Here is an 18,040-nt window from a genome sequence, read left to right on the forward strand (position 1 = left end):
AACTCTTTTTTTGAGTAATTTAATTGATTTTTATTTGAGGTGCCTATTTCGGCAAATCCTAATACTTTAAAAAATTATGGAGGTTAAAAAAATCAATTTTCTTCAAAGCTACAGCAGTATTTTATTACTTCTTGGCGGAATTATTCTCGGCAGTATTTTAGGGTTATTTTATGGTAAAGATGTCCTGGTTATAAAACCACTTGGAGATATTTTTCTGAACTTACTTTTTACAGCTATTATTCCACTTATATTTTTTACAATAGCATCTTCTATTGCCAATTTAGAAAGAACAGAAAAGTTAGGGAAACTGTTTGTAATTATGATTGGCGTTTTTCTGGCGACAATTCTAATTTCTGCTATTGTGATGATTTTGGCTGTTTATCTCTTTCCAATTCATCAAAGTATTATACTTTCTAAAGTTCCAATTGAAAATATAAAATCCGGGAGTATTGGAGATCAAATAGCGCAATTGCTGACAGTAAATGATTTCTTCGAATTATTGTCCCGAAAAAGTATGTTAGCGCTTATAATTTTTTCTTTTTTAATTGGATTTGCAAGTTTGCAATCGGGCGAGAAAGGAGGTGCTTTCAGAAGTTTTCTGGACTCAGGAAATGAAGTCATGAAGCAACTTTTGAATATGATTATGAAATTAGCCCCAATTGGTTTGGGAGCTTATTTTGCCTATCAGGTTGGGGTTTTTGGGCCGCAATTATTTGGAGTGTATGCAAAACCTTTGGGCGTTTATTATGGCGCTTGTATTTTTTACTTCTTTGTATTTTTTAGTTTATATGCTTTTGTTGCAGGTGGAAAAAGAGCTTTCATTGTATTTTGGAGCAATAATATTACGCCGGCTTTAACCGCAGTCGGAACTTGCAGCAGTATTGCCACAATTCCGGCAAACCTTGAAGCGGCTGAAAAAATGAACATCCCAAAACATGTTCGAAATCTGGTTATTCCACTCGGAGCGCCTTTGCATAAAGACGGCTCTAGCATGTCTTCCATTTTAAAAATAACCGTTCTTTTTGCCATGTTTGGAAAGGATTTTACAGAACCTTCAACTATACTTTTGGCACTTGGAATTACGGTAATTGTTTCCATTGTTGAAGGCGGAATTCCGAATGGAGGATATATCGGAGAAGTTTTGGCTATTACTGTTTATGGATTACCAATGGAACAGGCTTTACCGGTTGCTATGATTTTAGGAACATTAGTCGATCCCATTGCGACCTTATTAAATGTCAATGGCGATTTGATTTGTTCAATGGTGATTTCGCGGTTTTCCGAAAAAACAAAATGGTAGTTTAAAAAAAAACAATTTTTTAAAATTCCAAATTCCAAATCCAGAAATTCCAAATCCCAAAATTAAATCTGCTTTCTGTATAATCTGTGTGAAACTAAACTAGCACTTCTTTCAAATAAAAACAAGATGAATTTAATACTACAACACGATCTAAACGATCTCGAAAATATTTTAGAAAAAACAAAACAACAAGGAATAGATTTTTTAAATAACCTGGAAAATGTTCCAACTTCTAATAAAAATTCAATTGATTATACCAGAGAATTAAACGAATTAGGTTTAGGTTCTTTGGCTACGCTGGAGGAATTTAATGAACGATTAGCACCTTTAATGGTTGCTTCGCCAGGGCCAAGATATTGGGGATTTGTTACCGGAGGATCAACCCCTGCTTCAATAGTTGGTGATTGGCTGGCTTCGGTTTATGATCAAAATACGCAAGCTATAAAAGGACAAGGTGGTGCGTCGGCTTTAATTGAATTTGAAACTATTAACTTATTATTACAGTTATTGGGTTTGCCGGATTCTTTTTTAGGCGGATTTGTAACAGGTGCAACAATGTCGAATTTCACTTGTTTAGGCGTTGCCAGACAATGGTTTGGAAATCAACTTGGGAAAGATTTTGCAAAAAACGGAATTTTTGAAACAATCAACATATTAAGCGCAACGCCACATTCTTCTTCAATAAAATCATTGGCAATGTTAGGAATTGGAAGTAATAATTTTACCACAGTTAAAACTGCTGAAGGCAATCGTGAAGCTATTGATATTGTCGATTTAGAGGAAAATATTAAAAATTTAAATGGAAAACCTTTCATTTTAATTTCAAGTGCAGGAACAGTAAATACAGCCGATTTTGATGATTTTGAAGCTATTTCAAAACTAAAAGCAAAATACAATTTCTGGTGGCATATTGATGCTGCTTTTGGAGGATTTGCTGCAGTTTCGGATAAGTATAAACATTTGGTTGAAGGCTGGGAAGGAGCAGACAGTATCACAATTGATTGTCATAAATGGCTAAACGTACCTTATGAAAGTGCTTTTTATTTGATTAAAAAAGAGCATACCAGTTTGCAGATAGAAACATTTCAGAATTCGAACGCGCCTTATTTAGGAAATCCGTTAGAGAATTTTAATTATTTGAATGTATTGCCGGAAAATTCACGTCGTTTAAGAGCATTGCCAGTTTGGTTTTCGTTATTAGCATACGGGAAAGAAGGTTTTTGCGATATTGTGGAGAATAGCACTTCATTGGCGATGCATTTTGGAAATGAATTGATCGAAGAAGGGAATTTTGAATTGCTGGCTCCAATTCGCCTTAATAATGTTTGTTTTACTTTGAAGGGAAATCACAATCAGGAAAAAGTAAGCGAGTTTTTGACGCTTTTAAATGATAAAGGAAAAGTATTTATGACGCCAACGGTGTATCAAAATCGTAAAGGAATCAGGGCCTCATTTGTAAACTGGCGCACAAACGAAACTGATATTGAAGTTGTTATAGGTGAAATGAAAGAAACATTAAATGCTTTATAGTATATTTATAAATCAGTTTAAATGATTCGACATGAAATCAGAAATTAAATTTTGTCTTTATCTATTTTTTTTCATTTTTTGTAATCAGGGATTTTCACAACAAAACGGAACCAAAATTGGCTTGTGGGAAAATGGGGCTCCGGGTTTCGAAAATCGTAAAGATGAACCTGAACAAGCTCAGGATTGGTGGGTAAGGAATATTCATAATCCTTCTGTAACAGCTTATTTTCCAGAGAAGCCAAACGGAATGGCAGTACTTATTTGCCCGGGAGGCGGACATGAGAATCTGGTTTTTAATTCAGAAGGTAAAGATGCCGCTGCTTTTTTAAATAGTATTGGAGTAACTGCTTTTGTTTTAAAATATCGTTTAGCAAGAACTAAAGATTCACCTTATAAGTTAGAAACTCATGTTAAGCAGGACGCTGAAAGAGCGATGAGAGTAATTCGAAGCAGGGCTGCTGAATTTAAAATTGATGCTAACCGAATTGGCGCAATGGGATTTTCAGCAGGCGGAGAAGTAGTCGCTTTGATCGCTTATAATGCCAATAACGTTTTGAAAAATACTTCTGATCCAATTGATAAAATAGACTCGCAACCCAATTTTCAAATATTGGTTTATCCCGGGCCATTGTTTATCCCGAAAGAAATTAAGGCAGATGCACCACCCGCTTTTTTATTGGCGGCAAATGATGATTCCTGTTGTTCGGCTCCCATAATTGAACTGCTTAACGGATATCGAAAAGCAAATGTTCCGGTGGAAATGCATCTGTATTCAAAAGGCGGACATGCATTTAATATGGGAAAAAGAGCAAAAACAAACTCCTTAAAAACATGGCCGCAACGATTGGCGGACTGGTTCGAAGACAATAATTATTTTGTGAAATGATTTTGCTAAAAATAATTTTGATACTATGAACGCTCCAATTATAATGGGTATTACTTCGGGAGCGGCATTTCTGTTGGGGTTTTTATTGTTTGCCAATCTCCGAAAAGTAAATGTAATTGCAAACAGCTATCTGGGATTGTTTATCATTACCCTCGGTTTGGCAATGATTGAAATACCTTTGTTTTATACCAATTTTCATTTAAAACACCCAAATTTATTTGAAGCGATTGGTTTGTCGAGATTTTTAACGGCACCATTTCTTTACATCAGTATTCAATATTTTACTTCATTTTCTAAAAAAATCCATCATAAAGATGTATTGCATTTTCTGCCTTTTATTTGCTTTTTGATCTTTAGAATTCCATTTTTTGTCACAGGAAAAAATATTGAATTTGATGAGGACGAAAGAAAAATAGTTTTTTTTGTTTTGAGGAACGCACTGCCATTACAAATAATTATTTATTGGATTTTATCTTTTGCAACACTTCAAATACATTTGAAAAACATAAAACAGTTTTCATCTTCTGTTGAAAAAAATGATTTGTTATGGCTGAAATATTTTCTGCTGATTTTGTTGGTTATTGTATTTGCTTGGTTTAATCTCTTGTTTTTCGATTTAAAAAAGCTAGTTGATCTAACACCATTTCTGTACTTATCCAGCATTTTTTTTCTGGCGTACTTTTCATTGCAGCAACGGGAGATTTTTGATTTTAGCCAAAGTGAATTACAGGAACTTTCATCCCTCAAAATAGATAAAAAAGAAAATTCAAAAAGGGTTTCAGATACTCGAATGGCTGAATTAAATGAAAAATTAAAAACGCTTATACAGTCAGAAAAAATATATTTAGAAAATGATTTGAGTCTGCCGAAATTGGCTAAAAAATTAGACGCTACCAGTAATGAAACTTCGTTTTTAATCAACGAAATGTATCAGGATAATTTCTACAATTTTATAAATAAATACCGTATTGAAGAGGCAAAAACCTTACTTCTATCTGAGAAATATAGTCAATTAAATATATTAGGAATTGCTTTTGAATCTGGTTTTAATTCGAAAACAACTTTCAATACTACATTTAAAAAATACATTGGATTATCTCCAACAGAGTTTGTGAAATCTAATACAGACCTGATGAAAAAAGAAGTTTAATTACGTTCGAAAAGGTACACCCGAACATTTGATTTTTGATTAATATTCAAATTTGCTGAATATTAACTCAAAAATAAAAACCATGTTAGAACCATCTTTAGAAATTTCAAATTCAATTTTAAAAAAAAACGGCGCTTCTTTAATTCTTGGCCTTCAAATTGCTGCTTTGCTTTTGTTGCTGGGCAATGGTGGAAATGTTCCGTGGCTGCCGCCAGTTTTAGTTTTTTCGGGAGTTGGAATTGCATTGCTCCTGTCTGTTTTATTTCCGTTTGTATGGCATTTTTTGGAACAAAGACAAAAAATAAATACAGCCAAAGTCTACGCCATTTTATACAGTGGTATTCGATATTGCATTGCTTTTAATATTGCGAGTTTCGGGTGGAAAAAATTCTACGGACTACAATTTATTGTTCCTGCGGAAATCTCCAGTATGCCTATGAATCAGCAGTCAGGTGAATGGCTGACTTGGTATTATTTTGGATATTCACACGCTTTCGGAATAATAATAGCATTGATTCAAATTATTGGCGGCTATATGTTATTATTTATACGAACATTATTAATCGGAGCAATAATTCTGTTTTCTCTGCTTCTAAATTTAACCTTAATTAATGTGTTTTATCAAATGAATGCCGGCGCGCTATTGCAATCTGTATTGTTAACCATTGGCGTTTTCTATCTGGTTATATTGGATTCAAAAAAATGGATTGATTTCTTCTTTAAAACAAAATCGAGTTTACAATCAATACAAGTTAATGGAGTTTTTCTGAAAAACATTTTACGGCTTTCAGCAATTTTGCTTTCCTTGTTATTTACAATTTATCTGAAGAATTTAATGAAATAAAAAGAGCTCGTTTAAATTATAATTTAAACGAGCTCTTTTTATGTACAACTGCAACTGCGACTGAAAACTACTTAGTAATCTCTCTAAAAACAGCCTCCAGATTTTTATTTTTCTGATTTAATTGTAGTGTTTTCAAACCGTTTTCATTAGCAAAATCAAAAATAGCGGGACGCATATCTTTATCTGCCACAAAAGTCAATTCCCAAGTCATATCATGGGTGTTTATGTATGAAGTAATATTTGGGAGCTTTGCTAAAAGCTGTTCTTCAACCTGATAATCAAATTCAACTTCTATAACTTGTTGTTTATCTTCAGAAACTAAATGGTCTAATTTTTTATCTGCAACAATTTGGCCTTTGTCAATAATAATGACACGATCACAAATAGCTTCCACTTCCTGCATAATGTGAGTTGATAAAAAAACTGTTTTATCTTTCCCGACATTTTTAATCACATTTCTAATTTCCATTAACTGATTCGGATCCAGGCCGGTAGTTGGTTCATCTAAAATTAAAACATCCGGATTGTGCAATAAAGCGTTCGCAAGCCCCACACGCTGGCGGTATCCTTTAGATAATTGTCCTATTTTTTTATGGCTTTCTGCTGACAGGCCTGTCAGTTGAATAACTTCTTCGATTCTTGATTTGGCAACTTTATAAACATCGGCATTAAAAGCCAAATACTCACGAACATACAAATCCAAATACAACGGATTATGCTCTGGTAAATAACCAATAGAACGCTGAACTGCTTTTGTGTTTGTCATGACATCATGACCATTTACAAGGGCTGCGCCAGAATCTGCAAGTAAATACGTAGTCAAAATTTTCATCAATGTAGATTTTCCGGCACCGTTTGGGCCTAAGAATCCTACGATCTCTCCTTTTTCAATTTTAAAAGAAATTCCATTTAAAGCTTTTTGTGCTCCGTAACTTTTTGATATACTGTTTACTTCTATCGACATGACTTTTTATTTGCTACAAAAGTAAACAGAAATAGTTTTGATTGCTAAAATTTGCTCTGTAAAGAATTTAATTTTTAGCCAAAACAACGGCATCGTTATTGTTAAAGGAATGCTAAAATAAAACAAATTTCAATTATGAAAAAAATTCTAGTGATGGCTGCATTGGCTATCTGCAGTTTTGCAAATGCTCAAAAAGGAACAATCTTAGTAGGTGGAAGTATTGGTTATTCTTCAGAAACAAGAACTCTTGGGAATAACGAAGTAAAAAACAATGAATTTGACTTTTCTCCAAAGGTAGGTTACCAGTTTCATGAAAATTGGACTGTGGGAGGTGAAGCTTCTTTTGGTTCTTCTAAAACCAAACAAGGAACAAACGAAGACAGATTCAATACTACGAAATTAGGCGCATTTTTACGTTACACAATGCCATTGAATCCAACTTTTTCATTCTTTGCAGAATTAGGTTTAGGTTATCAAAGTGAAAAAGACAAAACGTATGCAGGACCAATTACTACAACTGCTAAAGGTGATGGTATGTATGTTGGTGTAACACCAGCTCTTTTTATCAATATGAAAAAAGGTTTTGGTCTAAACTTTAATATTGGAGGTTTAAACTACGGTACAATAAATTATGAAAACAACGGACCAGAATATAAAAACTTCGATTTTAATTTTGGTAAAACATTTAATATTGGGGTTTCTAAAAATTTCTAATCTTAGATTATATTTCAATTTTGAAGAAGCATCTGCCGCGGCAGATGCTTTTTTGTTTTCTGCCTGAAATCTTATGAAAACTAAACATTCTCATTTAGCCCCGATAGAAGCGATATCCTTTTTCTGGCTCCTTTAGACAGAAAAAGATATAGCGGATAGCGGGACTGGTCGTGTTTTGAAAACGAAAATTTTCTGCTTCAAAAAACGAAAATTGTATATTTTTAAATACGCTCTATTAGATCATAATTTGCTTTCTCTAAATAAAAATGCCAACTTAAGTGAAATCGAAACTAAATCATAACTACAAGAATTTTCGATTCCACTTGTTGGCACTAAAAAACAAAAATATATTCAAATGAAATTATACGGTTGCGCCGTTTTCAACGACAGCTCTCATTTCCTGAGCAGCAGCAACCATTTCGATTAAGGCTTTTTTAGTTTCATCCCAATGACGTGTTTTTAAACCACAATCCGGATTTACCCATAATTGATCTACCGGAATAACTGCCGAAGCTTTTTCTAATAATCGAACCATTTCGGCGCTTGAAGGCACACGTGGCGAATGAATATCATAAACTCCAGGTCCAATTTCGTTTGGATATTTAAAGTTGGCAAAAGCATCTAAAAGTTCCATTTGAGAACGCGAACATTCAATTGTGATAACATCAGCATCCATATCGGCGATGTTTTGAATGATATCGTTGAATTCGCTGTAACACATATGTGTGTGAATTTGTGTATCGTCCTGAACGCCACTTGCAGAAATACGGAACGCTTTTACAGCCCAACTTAAATAATTTGCCCATTCTTCTTTTCTTAAAGGTAATCCTTCGCGAATTGCAGGCTCATCAATTTGAATGATTTTGATTCCGGCTTTTTCAAGATCTACCACTTCATCACGAATCGCCAATGCAATTTGTGTACAAGTTTCAGAACGTGGCTGATCGTTACGAACAAACGACCATTGTAAAATAGTTACCGGTCCTGTCAACATTCCTTTTACCCATTTTGGAGTTAAAGACTGCGCATATTTCGACCATTTTACTGTCATTGGGTTTGGTCTTGAAACATCGCCATAAATAACCGGAGGTTTTACACAACGGCTTCCGTAACTTTGCACCCAGCCATTTTTTGTAAAAGTGAATCCGGCCAATTGTTCTCCAAAATATTCGACCATATCATTACGTTCGAATTCTCCGTGAACCAAAACATCAATTCCGGTTTCTTCCTGAAAACGAATCGTAGCTTCGGTTTCTTTTTCGATCAGATCGTTGTATTGTTCTGTGGTTAATTCTCCTTTTTTGAACTTTGCTCTCCAGCTTCTTACTTCAGCCGTTTGTGGAAAAGAACCAATTGTGGTTGTCGGGAATAAAGGCAAATCTAAAGCCTCAATCTGGCTTTTCCTTCTTATTGCAAAAGTACTTTTACGTTTGTCATCAGAAACTGTAATTCTGGCGACACGCGCTTTGACTTCATTGTTATGAATTAATTTTGAAGTTTTACGATTGTCATTTGCTATTACGTTTCTTTCAAAATCAATCGAATTTTTTACATCAATTTCGTTCGAAGCAAATTGTTTTAAAAGTACAATTTCGTTGATTTTTTGTTTGGCAAAAGCCAGCCATTGTTTGATTTCCGGCGTAAGTGTTTCATCATTTGTCTCTAAATCTAAATCGCACGGACTGTGAATTAAAGAACAAGACGGTGCTACTAAAATTCTGTTTTCACCCAAAGCATCAATTGCTTTTTGAATTAATTCTAACGATTTTTTGAAATCATTTTTCCAGATATTTCTTCCGTCAACAACTCCCAAAGAAAGATTTACATTTGAAGCCAATTGTCCTGATTCTAAAATATCATCTAATTGAGAAGGACAACGTACCAAATCTAAATGGAAAGTATCAACAGGCAAAGCCAATGCAGTTGCCAAATTCTCTCCAAAGCAATCAAAATAATTCGCTAGAATGATTTTAATTTTAGGAAAACGAATGTTGATTTCATTGTACACTTTTGTGAAAGTATTACGCTCTTTATCTGTTAAATTCAAAGCTAAGAAAGGTTCGTCTAACTGAATATATTCCACATTTTCGGCTTGTAATTTTTCGAAAATTTCGAAGTAAACGGGAAGCAATTTATCAATAAGATCAATTCGATGAAAACCTTCTTCTTTTTCTTTTCCCAAAAGCAAATACGAAATCGGTCCAATTAAAACTGGTTTTGTTGCGATTTTTAAAGCATTTGCTTCTTTGAATTCATTAATTATTTTTTCAGAAAACAATTCAAATTTTTGGTTCTTCGTGAATTCAGGAACGATGTAATGATAATTGGTATCGAACCATTTTGTCATTTCCATTGCGACAACATCCTGTCCGTCTTTTTGGGCACCTCTTGCCATTGCAAAATACAAATCGATAGCCGAATTAGTTTTAGCGAATTCCTGATAACGCTGCGGAATTGCTCCAACAGTCAAAGTCAAATCCAAAACCTGATCGTAAAAAGAAAAATCGTTAGACGGAATTAAATCAACCCCGGCTTCTGATTGTAAATGCCAGTTTCTGCGACGAATATCTTTTCCGGTTTCGATTAATTCATCCACAGAAATTTTCCCTGCCCAATACAATTCTGAGGCTTTTTTTAATTCTCTGTTGCTGCCAATTCTTGGGTAACCTAAATTATTTGTTTTCATTTTTGATTCAGTATTTTTTACTGAACAAATTTATTGTATTAGATTATAAAACTTATATTTGGTTATTATTTAAGTAAATTGTCTTTTAAAAGTGATTTTTTGAAGATTATAATACTGTGAAACTCTTTTTAAAGAACCTTTAGCCGTAAAAATTACTATGGAAAATTTAGATAAAACCGATTTATTGATACTGAAACACCTTCAGGAAAACTCAAATATCAATACAAAAGACCTTGCCAGTAAATTATTTCTGACAGTTACGCCTGTTTACGAGCGTATAAAAAGATTGGAAAGAGACGGATATATTACCAAATATGTTGCCTTGTTGGATAAAAATAAAATGAATCGAGGGATGACTGTTTTTTGTAATGTTCGTTTAAAAGAGCACGCAAAAAACGTGGGTAGCAATTTTGTGAAAGATATTGTGGCACTTCCTGAAATTATAGAATGTTACAATATTGCAGGCGATTATGATTTTATGCTGAAGATTTTAGTCAAAGATATGGCTAGTTATCAGGATTTTGTAATGAATAAATTATCGACGATTGAAAACATCGGGAATACGAACAGTATTTTTGTAATGGGAGAAATAAAGCATAGTACGGCATTGGAGTTTTAATGACTTTAAAATCCTAAAATAAAATGTATTTTTAGCTTTCCTAAATCAGAAATAAAAATGAAGAATGAAGATTTTGAAATCTCAAATTATTTATTGGCATCAAAACAAAAGCGATTTTTAAACTTTATTATTGACGGTATAATAAAGGTTATTATTGTTAGATTGGTAATAATTTTTCTAATTAATTTGGAGATTTCAAAAGGAATAAATCTTTCTGGTATAATTGAACGTTATTTGTTTTGGAGTATTATTAGTTTTGTATATTTTGGAATTACAGAGGCATTTTTTGCCCGGTCTCCAGCCAAATATTTTACTAAAACAATTGTTGTAATGAGAGACGGTTCAAAACCGACTCTTATTAACATCTTGGCGCGAACTTTAATACGCATTTTTCCCTTTGAACCATTGAGTTTTTTAAGAGGTCGTGCTTTAGGTTTGCATGATAAAAATTCTCAAACTTTTGTTGTTGTAAAATCTAAACTCGAAGAGCAAATAAAAGAACATCTCGAATTAGTATCTTTAGAAAAGTCCTAAAATAAAATGTATTTTTGGCGTTTAGATCCTAAATCTAAAATCAACAATCTGAAATCTAAAATTAAAAAATGAACTGGGAACAACTTTTATCACTAAAACGCCAAGGCGATACAAGCAAAAGATTACGTGTAGAACAAGACGACACGCGACTAGGTTTTGAAGTTGATTATGACAGAATTATCTTTTCGGCGGCATTTAGATCTTTGCAGGATAAAACACAGGTTATTCCGCTTTCAAAAACAGATTTTGTGCATACAAGATTAACGCACAGTTTAGAAGTTTCAGTTGTCGGACGTTCTTTAGGACGTTTGGTTGGAAAAAGAATCATCGAAAAATATCCGTATTTAAAAGAAATTCATGGTTATCATATGAATGATTTTGGAGCTATTGTGGCTGCAGCTTCATTAGCGCATGATATTGGAAATCCTCCTTTTGGACATTCTGGTGAGAAAGCAATTGGCGAGTATTTTTCAATCGGAAATGGATTGAAGTATAAAGATAAATTGACGGCTAAACAATGGCAGGATTTAATAGATTTTGAAGGAAACGCAAATGGATTTTCAGTATTGACTGCAAGCCGTCCGGGAATTGAAGGCGGGTTAAGAATTTCATACGCGACTTTGGGCGCTTTTATGAAATATCCGAAAGAAAGTCTTCCTAAAAAACCAACCAATAATATTGCCGACAAAAAATATGGTTTCTTTCAGACAGATAAAGCATTCTTTGAGGAGGTTGCCCATGATATGGGAATGATTCCCAACAAATCTGATGGCGATATCGGTTTTGAAAGACATCCTTTAGCTTATTTAGTTGAAGCTGCAGATGATATTTGCTACACGATTATCGATTTTGAAGATGGAATAAATTTGGGATTGGTTTCTGAAGATTATGCGTTAGAATACCTTATAAAACTGGTGAAAGATAATATAGGTGTTGCCAAATATAAATTATTAGAAACCAAAGAAGATCGAATTAGTTATTTGCGTGCTTTGGCAATTGGTGCGTTAATTAATGATGCAGTAGATGTTTTTATTGAAAATGAAGAAGCAATTTTGGCTGGAGAATTTCCCTATGCTTTAACTGATAAAAGTAAGTACAAAGCTCAGATGAACGATATTATCAATTTAAGTGTGGAGAAAATCTATCAGAGCCGCGAAGTAATCGAGAAAGAAATTGTGGGTTATCAAATTATTCAAACTTTGTTGGATAAATTCATAACAGCATTCAATAATAAATATGACGGAACGGCTTCAAACTACGATAAACTGATTTTGAAAATGCTGCCGGAAAAACATCATTTGGATAAAGGCAATTTATACGAGCGTCTGCTTCATATCTGTCATTATGTTTCGCTTTTAACGGACGGGAACGCGTTGGAATTATTCGAAACAATTAACGGAAGAAAAAATAATTAAATAGAGCTAATTAGGTTTCAGTAAAAAAAATCACCCCATAAAAATATCATTTTTATGGGGTGATTTTTTTATTCTCTTACTATTGGAGAAATACCATTTTAATTATTGAAAAGCATAAACCAAACCAACTCCTAAAACTTGTCTCAACTGGGCTCTTGGACCGTCATTTACCTGAGTTGTTGCTCCTGTAGTGGCATCAACAACATCTTTTTTGGTTTTGATGTCGTCATCATATATTAAATGCAAACCAATATTTGCTTTAACATAGGCATTTACAACAAGATCCAGGCGTGTGTCATAATCGACGTCGACGTTACCGAATTTGTTTAGATAATCAGTATATAAACTCAATCTGTTTTCGTAAAATACATTTTTGTAAATCTCGCTTTTCATATATCCGGTAAATAAAATACCAAATTCGGCCTTTACCTTTTGTCCTTCTTCAATTAATATCTGAGCGGTAGGGTCAAGAGGATCTGGTGCATACACTGCTTTTTTAACACCAAAAGATCCCTGATTAGCCAAGTAGTCATCCAGTACCAAAGTGGTCTTTAAAGTAATTGGAGAGAAATAAAATGTTCTGTTTTTCTTTTTGTTTGAATTTTCCGCTCCGGCTCCTAAAAAGATATAAGCTGGTGCAAAAGGTTTCGAAATTGCGATATCTCTGTTTGGATAATTGTAACCGTTCGAAAATTGTGTATTGAAATTAAATTTCGCTGAATAATACCAGTTTGAAATGGTATCCTTTCTAAATCCGTAAGTGGAGTTAATCAAAAGAGCGTCGTCAGTTTTTCTTAATTCAGTCCCGTCTTGTTTGTTTAAACCGTATTTTACAATAAGTTCGTTTACCCATTTATGATTTCCTTTGGCATAAGTTCTTCCAAATTCACCTTTGAATAAACCCGAAATAGAACTTGTTCCCCCGGCACTCCAGTTCACAAAAGCAATTTCTGAAATATCAAAACCAACTTGATTTTTTTTAGTCCAGTTAGAAGGCAGTTTTGGTAACTGATTAGGGTCTAAAGTAGTTTGTATAATTTGAGCAAAGTTATTTGAAGTACACAAAAGCAACAGCAATAAAAAGGTAGAACGCAATAATTTCATTAGGTTGATTTTAATATTTTGGTTGTGCAAAATAATTATTTTGAATCGGTTGAAAAAAGATTTATCAAACTTTTAACGTCAATTTTACACAATTGTTGTAATTGATTCACGGTTCCATGCTCAATAAACTGGTCAGGAATGCCTAAAATTTTGATCTCATTTTTAAAGCTATTTGCTGCTGCAAACTCTAAAATTGCGCTTCCAAAACCTCCATTTACAGTCCCGTCTTCGATCGTAATAATACGTTCAAAAACAGAAAAAATTGATTTTAATAGTTTGATATCCAATGGCTTAATAAATGGAAAGTCATAATGTGCAATCGCACTGGAATTTGAACATTCATTCAGTGCTTCAATAACATTATTGCCAATACTTCCCGTTGATAAAACCGCAATTTTTGTGCCGCTTTTTAGGCAGTCTGCCTCGCCAATTTTAATTTTTTCATAATGTCCGAAATTTTCTACTTCCCACTTTGGTAAAACACCTCTGCCGCGGGGATATCGAATTGCGATTGGGTGATTTAGCCCTAATTGAGCGGTATATAATATGTTTTGAAGTGCAATTTCGTTGATTGGTGCGTAGATAATCATATTCGGAATTGCTCTTAAATAAGCAATATCAAAAACACCATGATGCGTAGCGCCATCTTCACCAACCAAACCGGCTCTGTCCAAACAAAAAATTACCGGAAGATTTTGTAAAGCGACATCGTGAATAACCTGATCGTAAGCACGCTGTAAAAAGGTAGAATAAATGTTACAATACACAATCATACCTTGAGTTGCCATTCCTGCGGCAAGGGTTACGGCATGCTGTTCTGCAATTCCAACATCAAACGCACGTTCCGGAATTTCATCCATCATAAATTTTAAGGAACTTCCTGATGGCATTGCAGGCGTGATTCCGATGATTTTTTCATTCTTTTTGGCTAAATCTAAAATGGTTAAGCCAAAAACATCCTGATATTTTGGAGGTAAATTTTCTTCTGATTTTAAAAGGAGTTCTCCAGTTAAAGCATCAAATTTTCCAGGAGCATGATATTTAACCTGATTTTCTTCTGCTTGCTGTAGACCTTTTCCTTTTGTAGTAACAATATGAAGGAATTTAGGGCCTTTTATGTTTTTTAATCTGTTTAATTCTTTAATTAAAGTCGGAAGATCATGACCGTCAATTGGTCCCGAATAATCAAAATTCAGAGACTTGATCATGTTATTTTTCTTCGGATTTTTACCTTCTTTTACAGCAGTAAGATATTTTTTAAGTGCGCCAACACTTGGGTCAATTCCGATAGCATTGTCATTCAGGATAACCAGTAAGTTAGCATCTGTTACACCGGCATGATTTAAACCTTCAAAAGCCATTCCGCTTGCAATCGAAGCGTCGCCGATTACTGCTATATGCTGTTTGTTGAAATCGCCCTTTAATTTGGATGCAATCGCCATTCCGAGTGCGGCAGAAATTGAAGTGGAAGAATGTCCAACACCAAAAGTATCATAAATACTTTCGCTTCTTTTTGGAAAACCGGATATACCTCCAATTTGTCTGTTGGTATGAAAATTTTCTCTTCTTTCGGTTAAAATTTTATGCCCATAAGCCTGATGTCCAACATCCCAAACCAATAAATCTTCGGGGGTATTAAAAACATAATGTAAGGCAATGGTCAATTCAACAACGCCTAAACTCGCGCCTAAATGTCCTTCTTTCACAGAAACAACATCAATTATAAATTGACGTAATTCCTGAGCAACCTCTGGAAGCTGTTCTTCTTTTAAAAGACGTAAATCGGCGGGATTGAATATGTTGGAGAGTAAATTGCTTTTCATTGTAAGATAAAAAGCAAATTTACGGTTTTAAATTTAATTTTATAACTGCGATCTCATTCCAATACAATTGGTAAAGAATATTGGATTCTTATTTTTTTTCCATTAGATTCTCCTGGCTGCCATTTTGGAGATAAACTTAAAACTCTAATAATCTCTTGCTCTACAGTTTTGTCAATAGCTGGTATTGATTCAATATAGGACAAAGACCCGTTTTTTTCTACTGCAAAAGAGATTCTAATTTTGAGATTTTTGGTATTTATATTTTCCGGTTTTTTAAATTCATTTCCAAAAAAGGTATAGAATGGGTCAATACCTCCGGGAAATTCTGCATTTGTCTGCAATACAGCATCTGTAACAAATTGTGAATCATCTTCTTTAACTTGCTTTGAAGATTGTTTTTTGTCTTTAATGGTTTTATTGGAATTTACAGAAACTGGTTTTACAAATTTAACATGGTCTACTTTTGGAGGTGGCGGAGGTGGCAGTAAAAAAGCTCCATCTGAATTTTTGCTTTTAGATGTCGTTTCTCCGACGGTAATATGTTCTACAGGAGCATCGTCTTGAACAACTTGTACTTTCTCAATTTTTTGCTTGTTTCCATTTTCGTCTTTACAACTAAACAAAGTTGTTCCCATTGCAATAAACAATGCCAATAAAAATAATTTATGATAATGCGTTTGCGTATACAAAATACGACTCGGAATTTGAATCGTTATCGTATCCAATTGAGATTTTTTAAATCTTCCACAAACTTTATTATTTTGATTTTCAATGAAAAAATGCTGTACTTCATCTGGCAACATTGCTGTAAAATCAACAACAGTTTTAGAACAGCTTAAGCAGAAGCGGCCATTTTCTTTAGGTGTCATTTCGTCCCAGTTCTCTGTGCAAGGTTCCGGTATCGTTAATTTGTATTTTCTTTCCATTTTTATTGCTTAAATGAAATTGGTAAGTTGTAAGATGTTCTAACTAGATGATTATTTAATTTCCCCGGAATCCATTTTGGAGCCATTTTTAAAACCCTAATAGCTTCTTCTCCAGTTCCGGTTCCTGCATCTCTAAGTATTTTGAAAGTACTTAAACTCCCGTCTTTTTCTATGACAAATGAGATGTATATTTTTCCAGTATATTTTTCTTTTTTATTCGGAATGACATAATTATTATTAACAAAGGCATAAAATTTTTCTATTCCATTTTCCGGAACCGGTACAACATCTAAATTTACCGGATTAAAAATATCATCATAGTCAATAACTTTTTCTATGTCCTTGTCTTTTATTTGATGATCATCGGGAACTACAACCATACCTAGTGTCGCAGAGGACTTCGGATTATCGTCAACAATTTCTACTTTATCAATTTTTTGTTTCTTTCCGTTTTTATCCTGACAACTAAATAAAGTTGTTCCCATAGCAATAAACAATGCCAGTAAAAACATTTTATGATAATTCGTCTGTGTATATAAAACCTGACTTGGAATCTGAATCATTAAGCTTTCTAATTGTTCATTTTTAATCCTTCCACAGATTTTTTTGTTTTGATTCTGAATGAAAAAATGCTCTATTTCATCTGATGACATGATAGAAAAATCAATAACAGTTTTAGAACAGCCCATGCAAAAACGACCATTTTCGTTTGGAGTCATTTTGTTCCAGTTTTCTGTACAAGGTTCCGGTATCGTTAATTTGTATTTTCTTTCCATGTTTGAATATCAGTATTTAAATGTAATAAAAAATAGATACGAAAATCTTTTTTAAAAATTATGAGGCAATTAATTGTGTTAATCGCCTCAAAAACACACCTTATTTGAGGCGATTAATTTTGATAAGTAATAATAGGAAGGGAGAAATCTAAGGTTTTAATCAATGTTTTTTAGATCTATAATTCAGAAATAATTATTTCAAAAACGTATTTTTGCATCTATGATAAATCCTTTCACCGACGAATACTTTATGAAAAAAGCTTTGCAGGAAGCTGAGATGGCTTTTGAGAAAGGCGAAATTCCTGTTGGAGCCGTTATTGTGGTGGCCAATAAAGTAATTGCAAGCAGTCATAATTTAACCGAATTATTAAACGATGTTACGGCACATGCCGAAATGCAATCCATAACAGCAGCAGCCAATTTTCTTGGAGGGAAATACCTAAAAGATTGTACTTTATATGTGACGCTTGAACCTTGCCAAATGTGTGCAGGTGCTTTGTATTGGAGTCAGATCTCAAAAATTGTTTTTGGTGCTCGTGATGAGCAACGTGGTTTTATGATTATGGGAACAAAACTACATCCCAAAACTACCGTCGTTTCAGGAATTATGGCCAATGAAGCTGCCGATTTAATGAAACGGTTTTTTATTGAAAGACGTAAATAATCGCTTCCTTTTTTACTTCAAAAAAATAATTTCACTTAGCGAATTTTCCTCTTAAAAAATCACAGAAAATACTTTACATTTACTACAATATAATTGGCATTTCGC

General features: G+C 33.7%; 16 protein-coding genes. 10 read left to right on the forward strand and 6 right to left on the reverse strand.

Annotated features, from left to right (window positions below; all coding sequences use genetic code 11):
• Positions 1 to 76: 76 nt before the first annotated feature.
• The 5 genes from ASC72_RS09765 (at position 77) to ASC72_RS09785 (ending at position 5,710) form a co-directional block, all read left to right on the forward strand.
• The gene (locus ASC72_RS09765) at positions 77 to 1,300 is read left to right on the forward strand and encodes a dicarboxylate/amino acid:cation symporter (RefSeq protein ID WP_056190266.1); all 1,224 of its coding nucleotides are present in this window, start codon (positions 77 to 79) and stop codon (positions 1,298 to 1,300) included.
• A 126-nt stretch (positions 1,301 to 1,426) separates the two neighbouring features.
• Positions 1,427 to 2,830 (forward strand): pyridoxal-dependent decarboxylase, encoded by a 1,404-nt coding sequence (locus ASC72_RS09770; protein ID WP_056190268.1) that lies wholly within the window; start codon positions 1,427 to 1,429, stop codon positions 2,828 to 2,830.
• Positions 2,831 to 2,861: 31 nt separating this feature from the next.
• Positions 2,862 to 3,716 carry an alpha/beta hydrolase gene (locus ASC72_RS09775; RefSeq protein WP_082564279.1) on the forward strand — a complete coding sequence of 285 codons (855 nt, stop codon included), beginning with the start codon at positions 2,862 to 2,864 and terminating at the stop codon, positions 3,714 to 3,716.
• Between the two features lie 25 nt (positions 3,717 to 3,741).
• Complete coding sequence (locus ASC72_RS09780) at positions 3,742 to 4,866, forward strand: AraC family transcriptional regulator (protein ID WP_056190269.1); 1,125 nt, start codon at positions 3,742 to 3,744, stop codon at positions 4,864 to 4,866.
• Positions 4,867 to 4,948: 82 nt separating this feature from the next.
• A complete protein-coding gene (locus ASC72_RS09785) occupies positions 4,949 to 5,710 on the forward strand; it encodes a hypothetical protein (RefSeq protein WP_056190271.1) in 762 nt (253 codons plus the stop codon).
• Positions 5,711 to 5,777: 67 nt separating this feature from the next.
• Here ASC72_RS09785 and gldA read toward each other — a convergent pair whose 3' ends face one another.
• Positions 5,778 to 6,674, reverse strand: coding sequence for a gliding motility-associated ABC transporter ATP-binding subunit GldA (gldA, locus tag ASC72_RS09790; protein ID WP_056190272.1), 897 nt, complete (start codon positions 6,672 to 6,674; stop codon positions 5,778 to 5,780).
• A 135-nt stretch (positions 6,675 to 6,809) separates the two neighbouring features.
• Here gldA and ASC72_RS09795 point away from each other — a divergent pair, with 135 nt between their 5' ends.
• Entirely contained in the window at positions 6,810 to 7,388 is a 579-nt protein-coding gene (locus tag ASC72_RS09795) for an outer membrane beta-barrel protein (protein ID WP_056190275.1), read from the forward strand.
• 361 nt (positions 7,389 to 7,749) lie between these two features.
• Here the strand turns inward: ASC72_RS09795 and metE are convergent, their stop codons facing one another.
• Entirely contained in the window at positions 7,750 to 10,074 is a 2,325-nt protein-coding gene (gene metE / locus ASC72_RS09800) for a 5-methyltetrahydropteroyltriglutamate--homocysteine S-methyltransferase (protein WP_056190277.1), read from the reverse strand.
• A gap of 157 nt (positions 10,075 to 10,231) precedes the next feature.
• On the opposite strand from metE, the gene ASC72_RS09805 reads away from it, so the two are divergent.
• The 3 genes from ASC72_RS09805 (at position 10,232) to ASC72_RS09815 (ending at position 12,642) form a co-directional block, all read left to right on the forward strand.
• Complete coding sequence (locus ASC72_RS09805) at positions 10,232 to 10,693, forward strand: Lrp/AsnC family transcriptional regulator (protein ID WP_056190279.1); 462 nt, start codon at positions 10,232 to 10,234, stop codon at positions 10,691 to 10,693.
• Between the two features lie 57 nt (positions 10,694 to 10,750).
• The gene (locus tag ASC72_RS09810; RefSeq protein WP_056190281.1) at positions 10,751 to 11,227 is read left to right on the forward strand and encodes an RDD family protein; all 477 of its coding nucleotides are present in this window, start codon (positions 10,751 to 10,753) and stop codon (positions 11,225 to 11,227) included.
• 68 nt (positions 11,228 to 11,295) lie between these two features.
• A complete protein-coding gene (locus ASC72_RS09815; RefSeq protein ID WP_056190283.1) occupies positions 11,296 to 12,642 on the forward strand; it encodes a deoxyguanosinetriphosphate triphosphohydrolase in 1,347 nt (448 codons plus the stop codon).
• A 102-nt stretch (positions 12,643 to 12,744) separates the two neighbouring features.
• Here ASC72_RS09815 and ASC72_RS09820 read toward each other — a convergent pair whose 3' ends face one another.
• From ASC72_RS09820 to ASC72_RS09835, 4 genes are read right to left on the reverse strand one after another with little or no spacing between them, the layout of a single operon-like run.
• Positions 12,745 to 13,746: a DUF3078 domain-containing protein gene (locus tag ASC72_RS09820; RefSeq protein ID WP_056190285.1), complete on the reverse strand. Its 1,002-nt coding sequence runs from the start codon at positions 13,744 to 13,746 to the stop codon at positions 12,745 to 12,747.
• Positions 13,747 to 13,781: 35 nt separating this feature from the next.
• Positions 13,782 to 15,569, reverse strand: a complete 1,788-nt coding sequence (locus ASC72_RS09825; RefSeq protein WP_056190287.1) for a 1-deoxy-D-xylulose-5-phosphate synthase — start codon at positions 15,567 to 15,569, stop codon at positions 13,782 to 13,784.
• Positions 15,570 to 15,622: 53 nt separating this feature from the next.
• Positions 15,623 to 16,495, reverse strand: a complete 873-nt coding sequence (locus tag ASC72_RS09830) for a hypothetical protein (protein WP_056190288.1) — start codon at positions 16,493 to 16,495, stop codon at positions 15,623 to 15,625.
• 2 nt (positions 16,496 to 16,497) lie between these two features.
• A complete protein-coding gene (locus ASC72_RS09835) occupies positions 16,498 to 17,271 on the reverse strand; it encodes an energy transducer TonB (RefSeq protein ID WP_056190290.1) in 774 nt (257 codons plus the stop codon).
• Between the two features lie 220 nt (positions 17,272 to 17,491).
• Here ASC72_RS09835 and ASC72_RS09840 point away from each other — a divergent pair, with 220 nt between their 5' ends.
• On the forward strand, positions 17,492 to 17,935 hold the full coding sequence (locus tag ASC72_RS09840; protein ID WP_056190293.1) for a nucleoside deaminase: 444 nt from the start codon (positions 17,492 to 17,494) through the stop codon (positions 17,933 to 17,935).
• Positions 17,936 to 18,040 lie beyond the last annotated feature (105 nt).

The organism is Flavobacterium sp. Root420 (assembly GCF_001427905.1).
Taxonomy (GTDB): domain Bacteria; phylum Bacteroidota; class Bacteroidia; order Flavobacteriales; family Flavobacteriaceae; genus Flavobacterium.

Coding starts and splice junctions, on each gene's coding strand:
- ASC72_RS09815 (WP_056190283.1), top strand. CDS start 11,296: ATGAACTGGGAACAACTTTTATCACTAAAACGCCAAGGCGATACAAGC.
- gldA (WP_056190272.1), bottom strand. CDS start 6,674: ATGTCGATAGAAGTAAACAGTATATCAAAAAGTTACGGAGCACAAAAA.
- ASC72_RS09840 (WP_056190293.1), top strand. CDS start 17,492: ATGATAAATCCTTTCACCGACGAATACTTTATGAAAAAAGCTTTGCAG.
- ASC72_RS09780 (WP_056190269.1), top strand. CDS start 3,742: ATGAACGCTCCAATTATAATGGGTATTACTTCGGGAGCGGCATTTCTG.
- ASC72_RS09830 (WP_056190288.1), bottom strand. CDS start 16,495: ATGGAAAGAAAATACAAATTAACGATACCGGAACCTTGCACAGAGAAC.
- ASC72_RS09795 (WP_056190275.1), top strand. CDS start 6,810: ATGAAAAAAATTCTAGTGATGGCTGCATTGGCTATCTGCAGTTTTGCA.
- ASC72_RS09770 (WP_056190268.1), top strand. CDS start 1,427: ATGAATTTAATACTACAACACGATCTAAACGATCTCGAAAATATTTTA.
- ASC72_RS09805 (WP_056190279.1), top strand. CDS start 10,232: ATGGAAAATTTAGATAAAACCGATTTATTGATACTGAAACACCTTCAG.
- ASC72_RS09765 (WP_056190266.1), top strand. CDS start 77: ATGGAGGTTAAAAAAATCAATTTTCTTCAAAGCTACAGCAGTATTTTA.
- ASC72_RS09825 (WP_056190287.1), bottom strand. CDS start 15,569: ATGAAAAGCAATTTACTCTCCAACATATTCAATCCCGCCGATTTACGT.
- metE (WP_056190277.1), bottom strand. CDS start 10,074: ATGAAAACAAATAATTTAGGTTACCCAAGAATTGGCAGCAACAGAGAA.
- ASC72_RS09820 (WP_056190285.1), bottom strand. CDS start 13,746: ATGAAATTATTGCGTTCTACCTTTTTATTGCTGTTGCTTTTGTGTACT.
- ASC72_RS09785 (WP_056190271.1), top strand. CDS start 4,949: ATGTTAGAACCATCTTTAGAAATTTCAAATTCAATTTTAAAAAAAAAC.
- ASC72_RS09775 (WP_082564279.1), top strand. CDS start 2,862: ATGAAATCAGAAATTAAATTTTGTCTTTATCTATTTTTTTTCATTTTT.
- ASC72_RS09810 (WP_056190281.1), top strand. CDS start 10,751: ATGAAGAATGAAGATTTTGAAATCTCAAATTATTTATTGGCATCAAAA.
- ASC72_RS09835 (WP_056190290.1), bottom strand. CDS start 17,271: ATGGAAAGAAAATACAAATTAACGATACCGGAACCTTGTACAGAAAAC.